The organism is Streptomyces sp. NPDC088254, from assembly GCF_044740925.1.
In the GTDB taxonomy this organism is placed as follows: domain Bacteria; phylum Actinomycetota; class Actinomycetes; order Streptomycetales; family Streptomycetaceae; genus Streptomyces.
Genome location: NZ_JBIURQ010000001.1, coordinates 713446 through 730464 on the forward strand (window position 1 = coordinate 713446; position 17019 = coordinate 730464).

Below are 17019 nucleotides of genomic sequence, written 5' to 3' on the forward strand. Positions count from 1 at the left end.
ACCGCGGCGCATGGTCATTGCGGGCAGTCATTCAGCCAATATCAGAAAGTCCGATGTGGGCTCGTCGAATCGCCATAGTATGAGGGCAGTTCGCCTGTGCTTTGGTACACGCGAGCCGTCAGCACGACAACCGCATAGGCGCGCGACTGGGGGAAGCCGGTGGAAGTCCGGCGCTGACCTGCAACCGTGTGCGGCCGTAGGGCCGTGAGTCGGGATACCCGGCGCGTGCCGTGAACCGCTTCCCACTGTCATGGTCTGCAGCGCGAAGCCGAGAGCCTCGTTCGGGTCGCACTGGGTCGGTGCCGTCAAGCCGTCGTACACCACGGTGGTGGACCACACGCTCCGGTGATTTCCGTCCGCACGGCGATGGGCTGCGGGCCACCCCATCAGGAAGGCTCCAGCCTTGCACCGTACATCCGCACGCCGCAGCCTGATCGCCGCGACCGCTCTCGGACTCGCGCTCGCCTCCGCTCCGGCGGTTGCCCAGGCCGAGAGCACGCCCGGTACGAACGCTCCCGTCAAGGTGACCCTCACCGTGCAGGGCCCGGACGGCCTGCTGTTCAAGGGGAAGATCAGAACCCGAGGTCATGAGGTCACCACCGCGACCGGTGGCACGCACAGATGCGACGGCACCAACGGCGGCGCCAACCCCTCCGCCGTGCCGACGCCGACCGCGGCCCTCGACGACGCTGCACGCAAACGGCACTTCACCTGGGACGGCACCTGGTACGCGTCGTTCGACGACTACTCGGTCGACACCATCAAGAACGTGAGCGGTGGTGGCAGCGCCTACTGGAACATCTCGGTCAACGGCACGTCCACCCCGGTGGGCGGTTGCCAGTTCAAGCTGAACGCCGGCGACAAGGTGGCGTTCACCTGGACAGCGTTCTGACCCTTGTTCCTTCGTCACCGGTCAGGGAACGGACGTGCCTCGGCCGGTGTGACCGGCTCTCCGGTCCGTACGTTGTGCAGGACATGGGCGAGTACCTCGGCTCCGCGCACCACCCGTGGCCCCGGGCGGTTGAAGTAGGCGGGGCCGTCCAGCACCCACACCCGGCCGGACCGTACGGCGGGCAGATCCGGCCAGCCCGGTAGCCCTGTGAGCAACGTGCTTTCCCGCAGCGTGCGTTCGGGTGGGAAGCCGCACGGCAGGACAACGACCACGTCCGGCTGCGCGGCGCGCACCGCCTCCCAGGTCATCGGCTTGGTGTGCTCGCCCGGCCTTGCGAGCAGAGGTTCACCGCCGGCCGTCGTGACCTGCTCGGGCACCCAGTGCCCGGCGGGCCACAGCGGGTCGAGCCACTCGATCGCTACCACGCGCGGCCGCTGACGTCCTGCGACCGTTGCGCGCACCTGGTCCAGGCGGGCCGCCATCGCCGCCCGCTTCTGCTCGGCGAGCCCGCGTACGCCGAGCAGCTCGCCCACCGTGACCAGGCAGTCCAGGACGTCGTCGAGTGTGCGCGGCTCCAGGCTGAGGACCTGGGTGTCCGCGTCGAGCAGTCGTACCGTGCGGCTGACCTTCTCGTACGAGACGGCGCACACGTCGCAGAGATCCTGGGTGAGGATCACGTCGGGGCGCAGGGTCGCGAGTGCTTCCGTGTCGAGCGTGTACAACGACGAACCGGAGTGCGCCGAGCCACCGACGGCGTCGGAGATCTCCCTGCTGGTGAGTGCCTCCTGGTCCAGGTCCGCGCCGGTCACCACGGGTACCGACGCGACCTCGCCCGGTGGCCAGTCGCACTCGTGGGTGCGGCCGACCAGCTGGTCCGTCAGTCCGAGTTCGGCGACGATGTCGGTCGCGGCGGGCAGCAGGGAGACGATGCGCATACCTCGACTCTGGGTCCCGCCGCGCCGACAGGACTGGTGTCAGGCGCCCCAGCGTACGGCGATCGTGTCACCGACGCCGACGACCGTGCCCCGCGTGGCGGCGGTGAACGCCGAGCCGTCGATGCTGACCTTCCACGTGTTGGATCCGCTGTTGGCCTTGCCGTTGACGGCGGTGATGATTCCGGTGCCGGAGGACGGAGTGACACTCGTGACGCAGCCGGACGGCGTGGCGGCGCTCGTGGCCGCGTCGAGGACCGCACCCAGCGTGGTCGTCGAGCCGGCCGGGGTGAGGGCGACGGAGCAGACCTTCAGGCCACCCGCGCCGTCGTCCACGGTGAGCGCCAGCTTCGTGGCCGTACCTGAGGTGAGGGAGGACTGGGCCACCCACTGCGGCGCACCCGGAGTCGTGGGAACCGGCGGGGTAGCCGTGAAGCCGCCGCCGGCCACGGCCCGCAGTCCGTCGATCGACGCGTACGCCGTCGGCGCGGTGTCGGAGGGCAGGTACTTGAAGCCACCGCCCGGGTTGAACTGCTGAGCGATCAGGAAGTCCACCGGTGTCTTGCCCATCGAGGTGAGGAAGTCACCGGTCTGTGGGTTGATGCCGCAGGCGTTCAGGCCGGAGACGGCCCAGCCGTTGGAGTCGGTGTTGACGCCGAACATCGCGTTGAAGGCACCGCTGTTCGGTACCAGCTTGCTCTTGAGGAACGCCTTGGCCTGCACTATGTCGGTGTCGGTGTTCGGCACCCCGGAGACACACAGGGCGGCCATCGCGGCTCCGGTCATGTCGATGTCGCTCGCGGCGGCGAGCTGGCTGGGGTTGCCCTCGGCCTTGCTGTAGTTCCAGCCGCCGTCGTTGTGCTGGTTGGCCCGGAGGCGGGTGACGACCGCGTCGCGCAGCGCCTGCGGAATGCGGGCCTGCCCGGACTGGGTCTTCGCACCGTTCAGGGCGAGGGCGGCGAAGACGGTGCCGTTGAAGTTGGCGAAGGGGCCGATGTAGCCGGGTTCGGCGGTCTGCCAGTAGCCGTAGATGTCGGCGATCAGGTTGCGGGATGCGGACACCCGGGCGGGGTCGATGCCGGCAGCGTAGGCGTTCAGCGTGGCGCGTTCGTAGTCGGTGACGACGGGCGAGGAGGACGGCCAGCCCGCCGTGGACAGCAGGTTGCGGTAGACGGTTCTCGCGTTCTTGCTCGTGTCGCCACCGGGCGCCACGTCCACCGCGGCGGTCCCGGCCGAGGCGAACGCGCTGAACGCCCACTCGTTGGAGAGTCCCGAGCCGGCGTACGAACCATCCGCCGCCTGCAGCGACTTGAGGTAGGCAACGCCGTTCGTCTTCGATGTGGCGATCTGGGCCGGCGTGGAGGTGGCCGCCGCGGGCAGCGTGGTGAGAGTGAACGCGCCGAGCGCGGCTGCCGCTATGAGGGCGGGGCGACGGTAGGAAAGCGGACGGGGCATGGCCTGCTCCTTGGGTGAAGGACGCCGACCGGACCCGGTGCGCGGGCCTCTGACGTCCCGGGGAGCAGCGGGTCTGGCCGCCGTCCGGAACGCGTGGATCGGCTTCCAAAAGCACTTCACCGCTTGGGCATTCGGGCTCGGGTCGGCCCCCGCCGTCCCACACCGCTGCGCGTCAGCCCCGGACTCCCACCGGGTTCCCCCACTCGGCAGTCCGGGACGGTACCCGACGCGCAACCGACCCGCCAGCGTCGCCCCGACCGGCCTGTGGTCCACCTTGACGGAGTCTGTGAACCGTGCTCAAATCCCGCTGATACGCAATAAGTTCCAGGGGAAGCCGGTCGAAGTCCGGCGCTGACCCGCAACCGTAGGCCCGGCACTGCCGAGCGAGCCGGAATGCCTGGAGCGTGTTCTTCAGCTACAGACGCCGTCGCGGACTACGGCGTGGTGCGACCAGCTTCCGGCTGCGGGGGACTCCCCGTCCGGCGGGAGCCCTCTGCCACGTCTGCGCCCGTGTCGGGCAGGCGCGAGGGGGCCGTGGTGCGAACGGGGAAGCGAAGAGACAGGAGAACAACGGGCGCACGAGGCGTGGCATCACTCGCTTCCGCCCTGTTCATTCTCCTGGCGGCCTGCGCGACGTTCCTCACGACGACGCCCGCCGCGGCCGATGGTGCCGGTGACTGCACCGCGACCAAGGGTGCTGTCGTCGCCGTCGACTTCGGGCCGTTCGGCGGCACGGTCGAACCCGGCTGCGATCCCACGCCCACCACCGGCTACGAGCTGCTGCACGACGCCGGATTCAGCACCACCGGCACCCAGCACGACGGCCCCGGCTTCATCTGCCGCATCGGCTACGGCTCGTTCAACTCCGGTACGCAGTACCCGACTCCGGACAAGGAGTCCTGCGTACTGACTCCGCAGGCCACGGCGTACTGGTCGTACTGGACCGCCTCGCCCGGCCAGGACGACTGGACCTACAGCCAGTACGGTGCCATGGACCGCAAGCTCAAGGACGGCGACGTCGACGCCTGGGTCTACGGCGGCACGGACGTCGGCGGCACCACGGGCAAGCCCACCTTCAGTCCCGACGACGTACGCGCCGGTGGCACGCACACTCCGGATCCCGGTGACACGCCCACCGGCGCCCCGGGCAAGGTCGACGTGAAGGCTGCCGCCACCTGGCTCAAGGGCCGCCTTACCGACGGTGAACGCATCGTCGACGACGGCGCGACCACCCCCGACTACTCGCTGACCGTCGACACCGCCTACGCGCTCGCCGCGGTCGACGGAAAGAGCACCGCGCTCGACAGGGTCACCGCTTTCCTTGCCGCCCACGTCACGGAATACGCCTACCCGAATGGCACCGACCAGGCCCCCGACGCCACCGCCGTCGCCCGGCTGGCTCTGCTGGCCGAGGTCACCGAACGCGACCCGCGGGCCTTCGGCGGGCATGACCTCGTCGACGCCCTCACGAAGAACGTGTGCGCGGCGGGCCCCGAGTCCGGCGATTCCGGCCCGGGGTGCACTGCCAAGGGTGACTTCCGGTCCGCGTCCTACACCGAGGGCCAGGCCCTGGCGGTCCTCACCCTGCTGCGCGCCGGAGTGACGCCGCCGGCGGCCACGGTGGACCGCCTCGCACAACTGCAGTGCAGGGACGGCGGCGTCACCAGCATCCTCATCCGCCCGGGCGAGTACTGCGACGGCGACCCCGCCACCACGGGACTCGTCGCCCTGGTGCTGCACAAGGCCGGCGGCCACGACGACGCGGTGACCGCCTCCCGCACCTACCTGGCCAAGGCCCAGCGCAAGGACGGCGCATTCCCCGGCTACACCGGCTCCACCACCGGCAGTGTCACCGCGACCGCGTACGCCGCGCAGGCCCAGCGCACCCTCAAGGACACCAAGCGCGCGGACGCGGCCGTCGGATGGCTGTCACGGCAGCAGCTCAAGGACGGTGGCTTCGGCTTCGAGGAGAGCGCCACCGACCCCGTCGTCTACCCGACACCACCGGCCGTCCTCGCGGGGACGGGTACCAGTCTGGTCACGCTGACGACCAAGAAGACCGATCCCCCCAAGCCGCCGACCACCCCCACCGGCAAGCCCACCACTTCGGCTCCCGGAGCCGGCCCCGACCTGAAGAAGGGCGTCGCCTACCTCACCAAGGCGGCCACCTTGAAGCAGGGCCAGTACTACACCGCCGGTACCGGCTCGGCCCGCGCCGACTTCGGCCTCACCATTGACGGCGCCTACGCGCTCGCCGCCACCGGCCTGAACAACGCCAAGCTGCGCGGTATCGTCGACTTCCTCGACCACCGCGGCAAGGACGGCGAGGGCCGCACCGTCGATGACTGGACCGGCATCGGCACGCCGTACGCGGCGGGCGGCTCCCTCGGCAAGACCGCCTTGCTCGCCGAGGCCGTGGGCCGCGACCCGCACCGCTTCGCCGGGCACGACCTCATCGCCGCGCTGGCGAAGGCCGTGTGCACCAAGCCGAGCACCGCCCCCGACCGTTCCTGCGCGGCCAAGGGCGCCTACACCTACGCTCCCTCCGTTTTCGCTCAGTCCCTGGCTGTGATGGCGCAGCTTCGCGCGGGTGAGAAGGCGGCGGCCGCGCAACCGATCGCCTACTTGGAGAGCCTTCAGCAGTCCAGCGGGGCCTGGCCGAGCCTGATCCCGTCCACGAAGGACTCCGACGTGGACTCCACCGCCATCGCCGCCATGACCCTCGATCTGGCGGGCGAGGCTAAGGCGGACAAGGCCGTGGACAAGGCGCTGGCCTGGATCGCGTCCAGGCAGCTGGTCGACGGCGGCTTCCCCGGCGCCGCGGGCGACTCGGTGAACTCCGCTGCCCTCGCCGTGCAAGGGCTGTCGCTGGATGCCGGAAAGTATGCGGCGAGGATCGCCAAGGCGCGGAAGTTCCTCGCGTCCCAGCAGAACACCGACGGCGGCTTCAACGTCGCCAAGGGCGGACAGCGCGGCTCCGACCTGCGCGCCTCCACCCAGGCCGTCGGCGGCACCACCGGTATCTCCTTCGGCAGGCTGAAGCGCAGCCTGACCGGCACGTCCCCGCAGCCGACACCCAGGCCGAGCCCCAGCAGCAGCGCTCCGAACATCATCACCACTGGTGGTGACGCGGGTGGCGGGACTTCCACCACCGGCGGCGGGGACGGTGGCGGCGGTGTTCTCGCCTCCACCGGTGCACAGGTCGGAGTTCTCGCTGCGATCGCCGCTCTGATGGTGCTCGCCGGCTGGCGCACGGTGATCGTGGCCCGTCGTCGTACGGGCACGGGGAGCGGACGATGACGGCCGCACGCGTCCTGCGGGTGCTGGCCGCGCTCGGCCTGACGACCGCGGCCGTCGCCGCAACCGGCCCTCCTGCCTCCGCAGCCCCGCAGCCCATGGGCCGCTGCACCACCACCTCCGGCGCGGTCCTCGCGGTCGACTTCAGTCACTGGGGTGGGCCGATCATGCGCTCCTGCGGTACGACCCCGACCACCGGCTACGAGCTGCTCAACCAGGGTGGCTGGCGCACTACGGGCACCGGGCACGACGGTCCGGCGTTCATCTGCCGCATCGGCTACAGCGGGTACAAGGGCGGCAAGCAGTACCCCACCCCCGCGCAGGACGACTGCGTGCTCACGCCGCCCGCCTCCGCCTACTGGTCGTACTGGCACGCCGACCCGGGAGCCCGGGACTGGACGTACAGCCAGCTGGGCGCGATGCTCTACAAGCCCAAGCCGGGCAGCGTCGACCTGTGGATCTTCGGCGGCACGAACATCGAGGGCACCGAGGGCCGGCCGAAGGTCACCCCCGACCAGTTGCGGGCCCACAACACCAGGCCGCAGGGCGACGCGGGCAAGCCCGCGTCCACGCACAAGGCGTCTCCGCTGCCGCCCGACGTGAACACCGGCCCGGCGCCCGAGCGGCGGAACACCGAAGCTCCGGCATCCGCGTCGCCGAAGCCGAGGAAACCGAAGAAGCCGAAGCCCGGCGAGACCGCCGGCCCGACGCCCTCTCCGACGCCCAGTGCCATCAGCAGCGGGCCGGCCGCGGCGGCGGCGAGCACGGGCACCAGGGTGGTCGACGCCGAACCGGCCGCCGAGGCCCGCCACGACTCCGGCTCCCTCGTTCCCGTCGCCACCGGCGCCGGACTCGTCGTCCTGATCGGCGGCGCCGCGGCCTTCGTAGCACGCCGACGCCGTCGTACCGAGTGACCGCTGTGGCTCGTACGACCGTCGAGGCAGCCTCGGCCGCCCCGTCCGGACCCGCGCCGGACCGGGGTGGCCGACGCCTGCCGCGCACCCTGCACCCCGTGGCCTGGTGGGTGTGGGCCCTGGCCCTCGCCACGGCCGTCAGCCGGACCAACAACCCGCTGCTGCTGTTCCTGGTGCTCGCGGTCCTCGGCTACGTCGTCACTGCGCGACGGACCGAGGCCCCGTGGGCTAGGGGCTTCAAGTACTATCTCTACCTGGCGCTGACGGTCGTGACGATCCGCGTCGCCTTCCGGGCCGTGTTCGCCACGGGCATCACCCCGCACGACCACTTCCTCTTCTCGCTCCCGCACATCCCCACCCCCGACTGGTACGCCGGCATCAAGATCGGTGGCCCGGTGTCGCTGGAGGCACTGCTGTCGGCGGCCACCGACGGACTGCGGCTGGCCTGCATGCTGTGCTGCATCGGCGCCGCCAACACCCTCGCCAACCCCAAGCGCGCGCTGCGCGTGCTGCCCGGCGCCCTGTACGAGCTCGGCGTCGCGGTCACCGTCGCGATCAGCGTGGCACCACAGCTCGTGCAGAGCGTCCAACGCGTCGTGCGAGCAAGGAGGTTGCGCGCGGGGCGTACCAAGGGGATGAAGGCGCTGCGCGGCATCGTGATCCCCGTCCTGGAGGACGCCCTCGAACGCTCCCTGCGGCTGGCCGCGGCCATGGACTCGCGCGGATACGGCCGGGCGGGCACCGCGACTCGCCGCTCCCGCCGCATCACCGGAGTGCTGATGCTGCTCGGCATGTGCGGCCTGTGCTCAGGGGCGTACGGGCTCCTGGATGCCACCGCCCCCGCATTCCTCGGGCTGCCGGCGATGTCCGCCGGAGCCGTACTCTGCGTCGCGGGCCTGCGACTCGGCGGCCGGCGCGTCACCCGCACCACTTACCGCCCCGATCCATGGCGCCTGCCCGAGTGGGCCGTCGCGGGCAGCGGCGTGGTCTCCGCCGTGCTGCTCTTCAGCAACCTCGGCTACGACCCGGCCCAGCTCAACCCGACCTTCTACCCACTGACCTGGCCCGGCCTGCCACTCGTGCCGACCGCCGCGATCCTCCTGGCCGGCACGGCCGGATTCCTCGCACCTCCGCCCAGCCCCGTCCAGAGAGCCGAAGCCTCGTGATCACGTTCGACCAGGTCACCGTCCAGTACGAAGACGCGGCGGGGCCCGCCCTGCGCGATGTCGACCTCACAGTGAAGGAGGGCGAACTCTGCCTCGTCGTCGGACACACGGGCGTCGGCAAGTCGACGCTTCTCGGCGCCGTCAACGGGCTGGTCCCGCACTTCACCGGCGGCACCCTGTACGGCCGCGTCACCGTCGACGGCCGCGACACCGCCGACCACCCGCCCCGCGAGCTCGCCGACGTCGTCGGCGTGGTCGGCCAGGACCCCATCGACGGCTTCGTCACGGACACCGTCGAGGAGGAACTGGCCTATGCGATGGAGCAGTTGGCGATCCCTCCAGGCACCATGCGCAAGCGTGTCGAGGAGACCCTTGACCTGCTCGGCCTCGCCGACCTGCGCCACCGTGCCCTGCACGAACTCTCCGGCGGCCAGCAGCAGCGCGTCGCCATCGGCTCGGTGCTGACCGCCCACCCCCGCGTTCTGGTCCTGGACGAACCCACCTCGGCGCTCGACCCGACCGCGGCGGAGGAGGTCCTCGCCGCCGTCACCCGGCTCGTCCACGACCTCGGTGTCACCGTCCTGATGGCCGAGCACCGCCTCGAACGCGTCGTTCAGTACGCGGACCGCGTCATCCACCTGCCCGGCGACGGCCACGCCCGCGTCGGCTTGCCCGCCGAGATCCTGCGTACGTCCACGATCGCACCGCCGATCGTGGAACTGGGCCGGGCCGCGAACTGGACTCCGCTGCCCCTGTCCATCCGCGACGCCCGCCGGGCCGCCGCCCCCCTCCGGGCCAGGCTCGCCGATCACACGCCCGTCTCGGTCCGGCCGCCGGTCCCGGACGGCGAACGGACATGCCTGCTGGCCGCCCGCGGCGTCACGGTCTCCTACCGCGGTGTCGCCGCTGTACGCGAGGTGGACCTCGACCTGCATGCGGGCGAGGTCATCGCGCTCATGGGCCGCAACGGATCCGGCAAGTCGTCGCTGCTCTGGGCCCTGCAGGGTTCCGGGCCGCGGCGAGCGGGAAGCGTACGCGTGGCAGGTGAGCACGGTGGCGGTACGGACCCCAGGGCCGCGTCGGCCGTCGAGGCCCGCCGGCTCGTCGGCCTGGTCCCGCAGACTCCGAGCGACCTGCTGTACCTGGAGAGTGTCAAGCAGGAACTCGACCAGGCGGACGCCGAGTCGGGCGCGGACGTGAAGGCGCGCGCCCTCCTGGACCGGCTCGCGCCCGGCATCGACGACGCCACCCATCCGCGTGACCTGTCGGAAGGCCAGAAGCTCGCTCTCGTCCTCGCCATCCAGCTCTCCGCCGCGCCGAGAGTCGTCCTCCTGGACGAGCCGACCCGCGGCCTGGACTACCAGGCCAAGACGGCACTGATCGGCATCGTGGACGCCTTGGCGGCCGAGGGCAGGGCCGTGGTCATCTCCACCCATGACGTCGAGTTCGCCGCGCGTGCCGCCGACCGTGTGGTCGTCTTGGCCGAGGGCGATGTCGTCGCTGACGGCCCGACCACGGAAGTCATCGTCTCCTCCCCGACCTTCGCCCCTCAGACGGCCAAGATCTTGTCTCCGCTGCTGTTCCTGACGGTCGAACAAGTGGCGCGGGCGCTGGCGGTCGAAGGTCACGACGGGGCACGCCCGTGAGGACACGCGTCGGCACCGCCATCCGGCTGACCCCGCGCGTCGGCATCGTCATGACCATGGCAGCCTTCCTCGGGCTCGTCGCCTTCTTCTGGCCGTTCGTGGTCGCGCCGGGCAAGTTCGGGTCCAACTACGCACCACCGCTCATCTTCGGTGTCCTGCTGGCCCTCGTCCTGTGCGTGGTGCTGTCGGAGATCGCCGAGGGCGGCATCGACTCGAAGGCACTCGCGATGCTCGGGGTCCTCTCCGCCGTCAACGCCGCACTGCGTCCGCTGGGCGCCGGAACCGCCGGAATCGAGACGGTCTTCTTCGTCCTCGTCCTGGCGGGACGGGTCTACGGCCCCGGCTTCGGCTTCGTGCTCGGCTGCACTTCCCTGTTCGCCTCCGCGCTCATCACCGGTGGGGTCGGGCCGTGGATGCCCTACCAGATGTTCGGCTGCGCCTTCGTGGGGATGCTCGCCGGGTTGCTCCCCAGGGCGACCGGTCGGCGCGAGGTGCTGATGCTGGCCGTCTATGGCTCACTCTCCGGCTATCTCTTCGGCTTCCTCCTCAACCTCTCCTTCTGGCCGTTCTCCCTGGACCCCAACAGCTCGATCGCCTACCTCCCGGGCCTGCCGTTCACCGAGCAGTGGCACCGCTACGTCGCGTTCGACCTGGCCACCTCGCTGGGCTGGGACACCGGGCGGGCGGTCACGAACTTCGTGTGCGTGCTGCTGGCCGGCCCCGCGGTGCTGACCACCTTCCGGCGCGCCGCGCGCAAGGCCCGCTTCCGGGCGCCGGTGCGCTTTGCAACCCCTCGGACGGCCGAATCCGACCCACGCTGACCGGGAACACCACCGGAACGCACCCTGCGGGGGTGGATTTACTAGGACGTCCAACTATATATTCGAGGGGTAGGCCCGCGGTGCAGGGAAGCCGGTGTGATTCCGGCACGGTCCCGCCACTGTGACCGGGGAGTACGCCGTCGAGCAGGACGCCACTGACGAGCTGGATGTCGGGAAGGCGGACGGCGCGCGCTGATCCGGGAGTCAGGATACCGGCCGTGGGATGTTCCGTGTTGTCCACGAGGATGGAGCTGACACACATGGCACCGGTGCGTATTCACGACCCCCGCGGACTCGGCCGTCGGCGTCCCTCACGCCGTATCCCTGTCGTCACCGCCTGACGGTTCGCCCGCCATACGCGTTCTCGCGCTGCCCCCGCACACACGTGCACGCCACCGCGTCCCTGTGTGCCGGTTCGGCGCGCCATCCCGGATCACCCGCACCTGACGAGAGCAGGCACCCATGATCCGTCCGAACGACTCCACCGACGTACGTGAGTTGACCCACTTCATTGGTGGCAAGCACACCCCGGGAACCTCGGGGTCCTACGGCGACGTGTACGACCCCAACACCGGTAGGGTCCAGGCCCGCGTGCCGCTGGCCGACCGGGCCGAGACCGAGGCGGCGATCACCGTCGCCGCCGAGGCGCAGCCTGAGTGGGGTGGGTGGAACCCGCAGCGCCGCGCCCGCGTCCTGCTGCGCTTCCTGCGTCTCGTCGAACAGGAGCAGGACGCGCTCGCCCGGCTGTTGTCGTCCGAGCACGGCAAGACCATCGCAGATGCGCACGGCGACATCCAACGGGGCCTGGAGGTGGTGGAGTTCGCGGCAGGCATCCCGCATCTACTCAAGGGCGAGTTCACCGACAACGCCGGCACCGGGATCGACGTCCACTCCCTGCGCGCCCCGCTCGGAGTCGTCGCCGGCATCACACCGTTCAACTTCCCGGCGATGATTCCCCTCTGGAAGGCCGCGCCCGCACTGGCCTGCGGCAACGCCTTCATCCTCAAGCCCTCGGAGCGCGACCCTTCCGTCCCGCTCAGGCTGGCGGAACTGTTCCAGGAGGCGGGACTGCCGGCCGGCGTCCTCAACGTCGTCAACGGCGCCAGGGAAGCGGTCGACACCCTCCTGGAAGATCCCCGCGTCGCCGCCCTCGGCTTCGTCGGATCCACACCCGTCGCCGCGCACGTCTACGCGACCGCCGCGGCCCATGGCAAACGTGCCCAGTGCTTCGGGGGCGCCAAGAACCACATGATCGTGATGCCGGACGCCGACCTCGACCAGGCGGTGGAGGCCCTGATCGGCGCAGGGTACGGCTCGGCGGGCGAGCGCTGCATGGCCGTCTCCGTGGCCGTGCCCGTGGGCGAGGACACCGCCGACGCGCTGGTCGCCCGGTTGAAGGAGCGCATCGGCGCGCTGCGGATCGGCCGCAGCGACGACCCCGAGGCCGACTTCGGCCCGCTGGTCGGCAGGGACGCCGTCGACAGAGTCCGCGAGTACATCGACCTGGGTGTCGAGGAAGGCGCCGAACTCGTCGTGGACGGCAGGGACTTCGGCCTGCCCGGTCACGAGAACGGCTTCTTCGCTGGGGCCTCGCTGTTCGACCGGGTCACCCCGGCGATGCGCATCTACCAGGAGGAGATCTTCGGCCCCGTGCTGTCGGTCGTGCGTGCCGCCGACTACGAGGAGGCCCTGCGCCTGCCCAGCGAACACCTCTACGGCAACGGCGTCGCCATCTTCACCCGGGACGGCGACACCGCCCGCGATTTCACCCGGCGGGTGAACACCGGCATGGTCGGCGTCAACGTGCCCATCCCGGTGCCGGTCGCCTACCACACCTTCGGCGGCTGGAAGCGCTCCGGCTTCGGCGACCTGAACCAGCACGGCCCGGACGCGATCCGCTTCTACACCCGCACCAAGACTGTCACCTCCCGCTGGCCGGCCGGGCTGCGCGAGGGCGCGAGCTTCACGATCCCCACGATGGGCTGAGTGCCGTATGACCATCACCCTGCTCACCGAGGACCAGCAGGCCCTCGTCGAGACGACGCTCGACTTCGCCCAGGACCATCTGGCGCCGCACGCCCTGGACTGGGACCGCGACAAGCACTTCCCGGTCGATGTGCTGCGCAAGGCGGCCGGGCTCGGACTGGGCGGCGTCTACGTCCGCGAGGAGTCGGGCGGTTCCGGCCTCACCCGCAGCGACGGCGTGCTCGTCTTCGAGACCCTCGCCTCCGGCTGCCCGTCCATCGCCGGATACCTCTCCATCCACAACATGGTCGCCTGGATGATCGACCGCTACGGCGACGACGCCCAGCGCGACCGGTGGCTGCCCCGCCTCTGCGCCATGGACGACCTCGCCAGCTACTGCCTGACCGAACCGGGCGCCGGCTCCGACGCGGCAGCACTGACCACCAGGGCCGTCCGTGACGATGACCACTACGTCCTGACCGGCGTCAAGCAGTTCATCTCCGGCGCGGGCGCCTCCCAGGTGTACGTGGTCATGGCCCGCACCGGCGGCACCGGCCCTGACGGCGTCTCCGCCTTCCTCGTCGACAAGGACGACCCCGGGCTCACCTTCGGCCCCAACGAACGAAAGATGGGCTGGAACGCCCAGCCCACCCGCCAGGTCGTCATGGACGGCGTACGACTGCCCGCCGATCGACTCCTAGGGCGCGAGGGCGAGGGCTTCCGCATCGCCATGAGCGGTCTGAACGGCGGTCGCCTCGGCATCGCCGCCTGCTCCCTCGGCGGCGCACGCAGCGCCCTCGACCGCAGCCTCGCCCACCTCGCCGACCGGGAGGCGTTCGGCGCACGGCTCCTCGACGCGCAGGCGCTGCGCTTCCGCCTCGCCGACATGGCGACCGAGCTGGCCGCCGCCCGCGCCCTGGTCCAGCAGGCCGCGGGGGCCCTCGATCGCGGCGACCCGCAGGCACCGTACCTGTGCGCCATGGCGAAGCGGTTCGCCACCGACACCGGGTACTCGGTCGCCGACCGCGCACTCCAGTTGCACGGGGGCTACGGATACCTGAGCGAGTACGGCATCGAGAAGATCGTCCGAGACCTGCGCGTCCACCAGATCCTTGAAGGAACCAACGAGATTATGCGCGTCATCGTGGCCCGTGGCCTGACGGAGGCGTGCGCATGACCGCCGCCGACGAACCCGTCCTGTTCCACACCACCGGCCGGGCCGCCCACATCACCCTGAACCGGCCCAGGGCCCTCAACGCCCTCAACCACGAGATGGTCCGGCGCATCGACGACGCACTCAGCCACTGGGAGCCGGACCCGGCCGTGGAGACCGTGGTCATCACCGGTTCCGGGGAACGTGGCCTGTGCGCGGGCGGCGACATCCGCAGCATCCACGACGACGCCCGGGACGGCGACGGCTCCGCGTCGGCCGCGTTCTGGCGCGACGAGTACCGTCTCAACGCCCGGATCGCCCGCTACCCCAAGCCGTACGTGGCCGTCATGGACGGCATCGTCATGGGCGGCGGGGTCGGCCTCTCCGCGCACGGCAGCGTCCGGATCGTCACCGAACGATCGAGGATCGCGATGCCCGAGACCGGGATCGGGTTCGTCCCGGACGTCGGCGGCACCTACCTGCTCGGCCTGGCGCCGGGTGAACTGGGCACGCACCTGGCACTGACCGGCGCACAGATCGGCGCGGGTGACGCCCTGCTCTGCGGGCTCGCCGACCACTTCGTGCCGACGACGGCACTCCAGGGGTTCATCGACGACCTCGCCGAGATGCCTGTGCGCGACGCACTGGCCCGTCATGTACAGCCTTCTCCGTCAGGCGAGTTGGGTCGCCGACGGGCATGGATCGACTCCTGCTACGCCGCTGACACGGTCGAGGAGATCGTGGACCGGTTGCTCGCCGACGGCGGCCCGGACGCAAAGGAGACAGCCGAGACCCTCCTCGCCAAGTCGCCTACCGCCCTCAAGGTCACCCTCACCGCCCTGTCCCGCGCCCGGCGCCTCGGCCCGCTGGAGCGAGTCCTCGACCAGGAGTACCGCGTCTCCTGCGCCGCCCTCCGGCACCCGGACCTGGTGGAGGGCATCCGCGCCCAGGTCATCGACAAGGACCGCGACCCGCACTGGTCGCCGGCCACTTTGGTGGAGGTGACCGACGCCGACGTCGAAGACTTCTTCGCTCCGCTCGGCGAGCGAGAACTCGGACTCACCGGTTCGGGCGGGAGCACGGAGGTGGCCTGGTGAGCCGTACCGTCGCTTTCATCGGCCTCGGGCACATGGGCGCCCCGATGGCCGCCAACCTGGTGAAGGCCGGGCTCCGCGTACACGGTCATGACCTCGTGCCCGAGGCCGTGAACAGCGCCACGCGGGCGGGCGTGGAACCCGCGCCGTCGGCGGCCGCCGCGGTCGACGGCGCCGACGTGGTCATCACCATGCTTCCCGCGGGCCGCCACGTCCTGGACCTCTACGACACCCTTCTGCCCGCCGCCCGGCCCGGCACCCTGTTCGTCGACTGCTCCACCATCGACGTCACCGACGCCCGTACCGCCCACGACCGCGCGGCAGCCGCCGGAATGCGAACCCTGGACGCACCGGTTTCCGGCGGAGTGGTGGGAGCCGAAGCGGCCACCCTCACTTTCATGGCCGGCGGGGGAGAGACCGAGTTCGCCGAGGCGCTTCCCCTGCTCGAAGCCATGGGCAAGAAGGCCGTCCACTGCGGCGGTGCGGGTGCCGGACAGGCGGCCAAGATCTGCAACAACATGATCCTCGGCGTCTCCATGATCGCCGTCAGCGAGGCGTTCGTCCTCGGCGAGAGCCTCGGCCTGTCGCACCAGGCCCTGTACGACGTGGCCTCGACGGCATCCGGGCAGTGCTGGGCCCTCAGCGTCAACTGCCCCGTTCCCGGGCCCGTGCCGACCAGCCCGGCCAACCGGGACTACCGTCCGGGCTTCGCCGCCTCTTTGATGGCCAAGGACCTGGGACTCGCGGCAGACGCGGCCAAGGCCGGCGGAGTACACGCGGAACTGGGCCTGAGAGCAGCCGAGTTGTACGCCGCCTATGCCGAGCGAGGCGGGGCCATGCAGGACTTCTCCGGCATCGTACGTACGATCAGGGACCAGAGCGGAGCTGAGGGATGACCATGGAACCGGCCGCCGAATACGAGACGATCCTGGTCGAGCGCAAGGGCCGAACCGCCCTGCTCACCCTGAACCGGCCCAAGGCACTCAACGCCCTCAACCTGCAGGTCATGAACGAAGTCGTCGCGGCGACCGAAGCCCTCGACCGGGACCCGGGCTGTGGCTGCATCGTGATCACCGGTTCGGCGAAGGCGTTCGCGGCTGGCGCCGACATCAAGGAGATGCAGCCCCAGGGATACATGGACATGTACCTGGCCGACTGGTTCGCTGCCTGGGACCGCATCGGAGAGTTGCGCACGCCGACCGTGGCCGCCGTCGCCGGATACGCCCTGGGAGGGGGCTGCGAGCTCGCCATGCTCTGCGACATCCTGCTCGCCGCCGACACGGCCGTCTTCGGCCAGCCCGAGATCAAACTGGGGGTGATTCCCGGCATCGGCGGCTCCCAGCGCCTGACCCGTGCTGTCGGCAAGGCCAAGGCCATGGAGCTGTGCCTGACCGGGCGCACCATGGACGCGACCGAAGCCGAGCGAGCCGGACTGGTCTCCCGTGTGGTCCCCGCCGACGACCTGCTCGGCGAAGCCCTGGCCGTCGCCGAGACGGTCGCCGGCATGTCGCTGCCGGTCGCGATGATGGCGAAGGAAGCGGTCGGGCGGGCTTTCGAGACCACCCTCACGGAAGGCGTCCGCTTCGAACGCCGTCTGTTCCACGCCATGTTCGCGACCGCAGACCAGAAGGAAGGCATGGGAGCATTCGTCGGCAAACGGCCACCGGTATTCCGTCACCGCTGA

At 70.7% G+C, this 17019-nt stretch carries 12 protein-coding genes, 1 pseudogene and 4 riboswitches; of the genes and pseudogenes, 11 read left to right on the forward strand and 2 right to left on the reverse strand.

What is annotated here, in order from left to right; translation table 11 throughout:
• Positions 1-96 precede the first annotated feature (96 nt).
• Positions 97-241: riboswitch (cobalamin riboswitch) on the forward strand.
• Between the two features lie 162 nt (positions 242-403).
• Positions 404-892 carry a DUF4430 domain-containing protein gene (locus tag ACIOC0_RS03290; protein WP_402151754.1) on the forward strand — a complete coding sequence of 163 codons (489 nt, stop codon included), beginning with the start codon at positions 404-406 and terminating at the stop codon, positions 890-892.
• A 14-nt stretch (positions 893-906) separates the two neighbouring features.
• Here the strand turns inward: ACIOC0_RS03290 and ACIOC0_RS03295 are convergent, their stop codons facing one another.
• Positions 907-1827, reverse strand: coding sequence for a cobalamin-binding protein (locus tag ACIOC0_RS03295; RefSeq protein ID WP_402151757.1), 921 nt, complete (start codon positions 1825-1827; stop codon positions 907-909).
• A 39-nt stretch (positions 1828-1866) separates the two neighbouring features.
• Positions 1867-3279, reverse strand: coding sequence for a hypothetical protein (locus ACIOC0_RS03300; RefSeq protein ID WP_402151760.1), 1413 nt, complete (start codon positions 3277-3279; stop codon positions 1867-1869).
• 125 nt (positions 3280-3404) lie between these two features.
• A riboswitch (cobalamin riboswitch) is annotated at positions 3405-3479 on the reverse strand.
• Between the two features lie 128 nt (positions 3480-3607).
• A riboswitch (cobalamin riboswitch) is annotated at positions 3608-3677 on the forward strand.
• A gap of 187 nt (positions 3678-3864) precedes the next feature.
• Between ACIOC0_RS03300 and ACIOC0_RS03305 the strand changes: the two genes are divergently transcribed.
• The 10 genes and pseudogenes from ACIOC0_RS03305 to ACIOC0_RS03350 all read left to right on the forward strand — a co-directional run bounded on the left by ACIOC0_RS03305 (position 3865) and on the right by ACIOC0_RS03350 (position 17019).
• Positions 3865-6579, forward strand: a complete 2715-nt coding sequence (locus tag ACIOC0_RS03305) for a prenyltransferase/squalene oxidase repeat-containing protein (RefSeq protein ID WP_402151763.1) — start codon at positions 3865-3867, stop codon at positions 6577-6579.
• Positions 6576-7490 carry a hypothetical protein gene (locus ACIOC0_RS03310; RefSeq protein ID WP_402151766.1) on the forward strand — a complete coding sequence of 305 codons (915 nt, stop codon included), beginning with the start codon at positions 6576-6578 and terminating at the stop codon, positions 7488-7490. The genes ACIOC0_RS03305 and ACIOC0_RS03310 overlap by 4 nt, the downstream gene beginning before the upstream one ends.
• A complete protein-coding gene (locus ACIOC0_RS03315) occupies positions 7487-8656 on the forward strand; it encodes an energy-coupling factor transporter transmembrane component T (protein ID WP_402151769.1) in 1170 nt (389 codons plus the stop codon). Before ACIOC0_RS03310 ends, ACIOC0_RS03315 begins: the two co-directional genes overlap by 4 nt.
• Positions 8653-10302, forward strand: a complete 1650-nt coding sequence (locus tag ACIOC0_RS03320) for an ABC transporter ATP-binding protein (RefSeq protein ID WP_402151771.1) — start codon at positions 8653-8655, stop codon at positions 10300-10302. Before ACIOC0_RS03315 ends, ACIOC0_RS03320 begins: the two co-directional genes overlap by 4 nt.
• 50 nt (positions 10303-10352) lie before the next feature.
• Complete coding sequence (locus ACIOC0_RS03325) at positions 10353-11123, forward strand: ECF transporter S component (RefSeq protein WP_402153173.1); 771 nt, start codon at positions 10353-10355, stop codon at positions 11121-11123.
• A 50-nt stretch (positions 11124-11173) separates the two neighbouring features.
• A riboswitch (cobalamin riboswitch) is annotated at positions 11174-11359 on the forward strand.
• 226 nt (positions 11360-11585) lie between these two features.
• The gene (locus ACIOC0_RS03330) at positions 11586-13109 is read left to right on the forward strand and encodes a CoA-acylating methylmalonate-semialdehyde dehydrogenase (protein WP_402151774.1); all 1524 of its coding nucleotides are present in this window, start codon (positions 11586-11588) and stop codon (positions 13107-13109) included.
• 7 nt (positions 13110-13116) lie between these two features.
• A complete protein-coding gene (locus ACIOC0_RS03335; RefSeq protein ID WP_402151777.1) occupies positions 13117-14265 on the forward strand; it encodes an acyl-CoA dehydrogenase family protein in 1149 nt (382 codons plus the stop codon).
• Positions 14262-15287 (forward strand): annotated as a pseudogene (locus ACIOC0_RS03340) (enoyl-CoA hydratase/isomerase family protein); the annotation flags it as partial. The gene ACIOC0_RS03335 and the pseudogene ACIOC0_RS03340, both read left to right, overlap by 4 nt.
• On the forward strand, positions 15218-16231 hold the full coding sequence (mmsB, locus tag ACIOC0_RS03345; protein ID WP_402153175.1) for a 3-hydroxyisobutyrate dehydrogenase: 1014 nt from the start codon (positions 15218-15220) through the stop codon (positions 16229-16231). The pseudogene ACIOC0_RS03340 and the gene mmsB, both read left to right, overlap by 70 nt.
• On the forward strand, positions 16228-17019 hold the full coding sequence (locus tag ACIOC0_RS03350) for an enoyl-CoA hydratase (protein ID WP_402151780.1): 792 nt from the start codon (positions 16228-16230) through the stop codon (positions 17017-17019). The genes mmsB and ACIOC0_RS03350 overlap by 4 nt, the downstream gene beginning before the upstream one ends.

Bases quoted from the DNA above. Each gene is read 5' to 3' on its own strand.
- ACIOC0_RS03295 (WP_402151757.1), bottom strand. From the start codon at position 1,827: ATGCGCATCGTCTCCCTGCTGCCCGCCGCGACCGACATCGTCGCCGAA.
- ACIOC0_RS03300 (WP_402151760.1), bottom strand. From the start codon at position 3,279: ATGCCCCGTCCGCTTTCCTACCGTCGCCCCGCCCTCATAGCGGCAGCC.
- ACIOC0_RS03310 (WP_402151766.1), top strand. From the start codon at position 6,576: ATGACGGCCGCACGCGTCCTGCGGGTGCTGGCCGCGCTCGGCCTGACG.
- ACIOC0_RS03325 (WP_402153173.1), top strand. From the start codon at position 10,353: ATGACCATGGCAGCCTTCCTCGGGCTCGTCGCCTTCTTCTGGCCGTTC.
- ACIOC0_RS03330 (WP_402151774.1), top strand. From the start codon at position 11,586: ATGATCCGTCCGAACGACTCCACCGACGTACGTGAGTTGACCCACTTC.
- ACIOC0_RS03335 (WP_402151777.1), top strand. From the start codon at position 13,117: ATGACCATCACCCTGCTCACCGAGGACCAGCAGGCCCTCGTCGAGACG.
- ACIOC0_RS03350 (WP_402151780.1), top strand. From the start codon at position 16,228: ATGACCATGGAACCGGCCGCCGAATACGAGACGATCCTGGTCGAGCGC.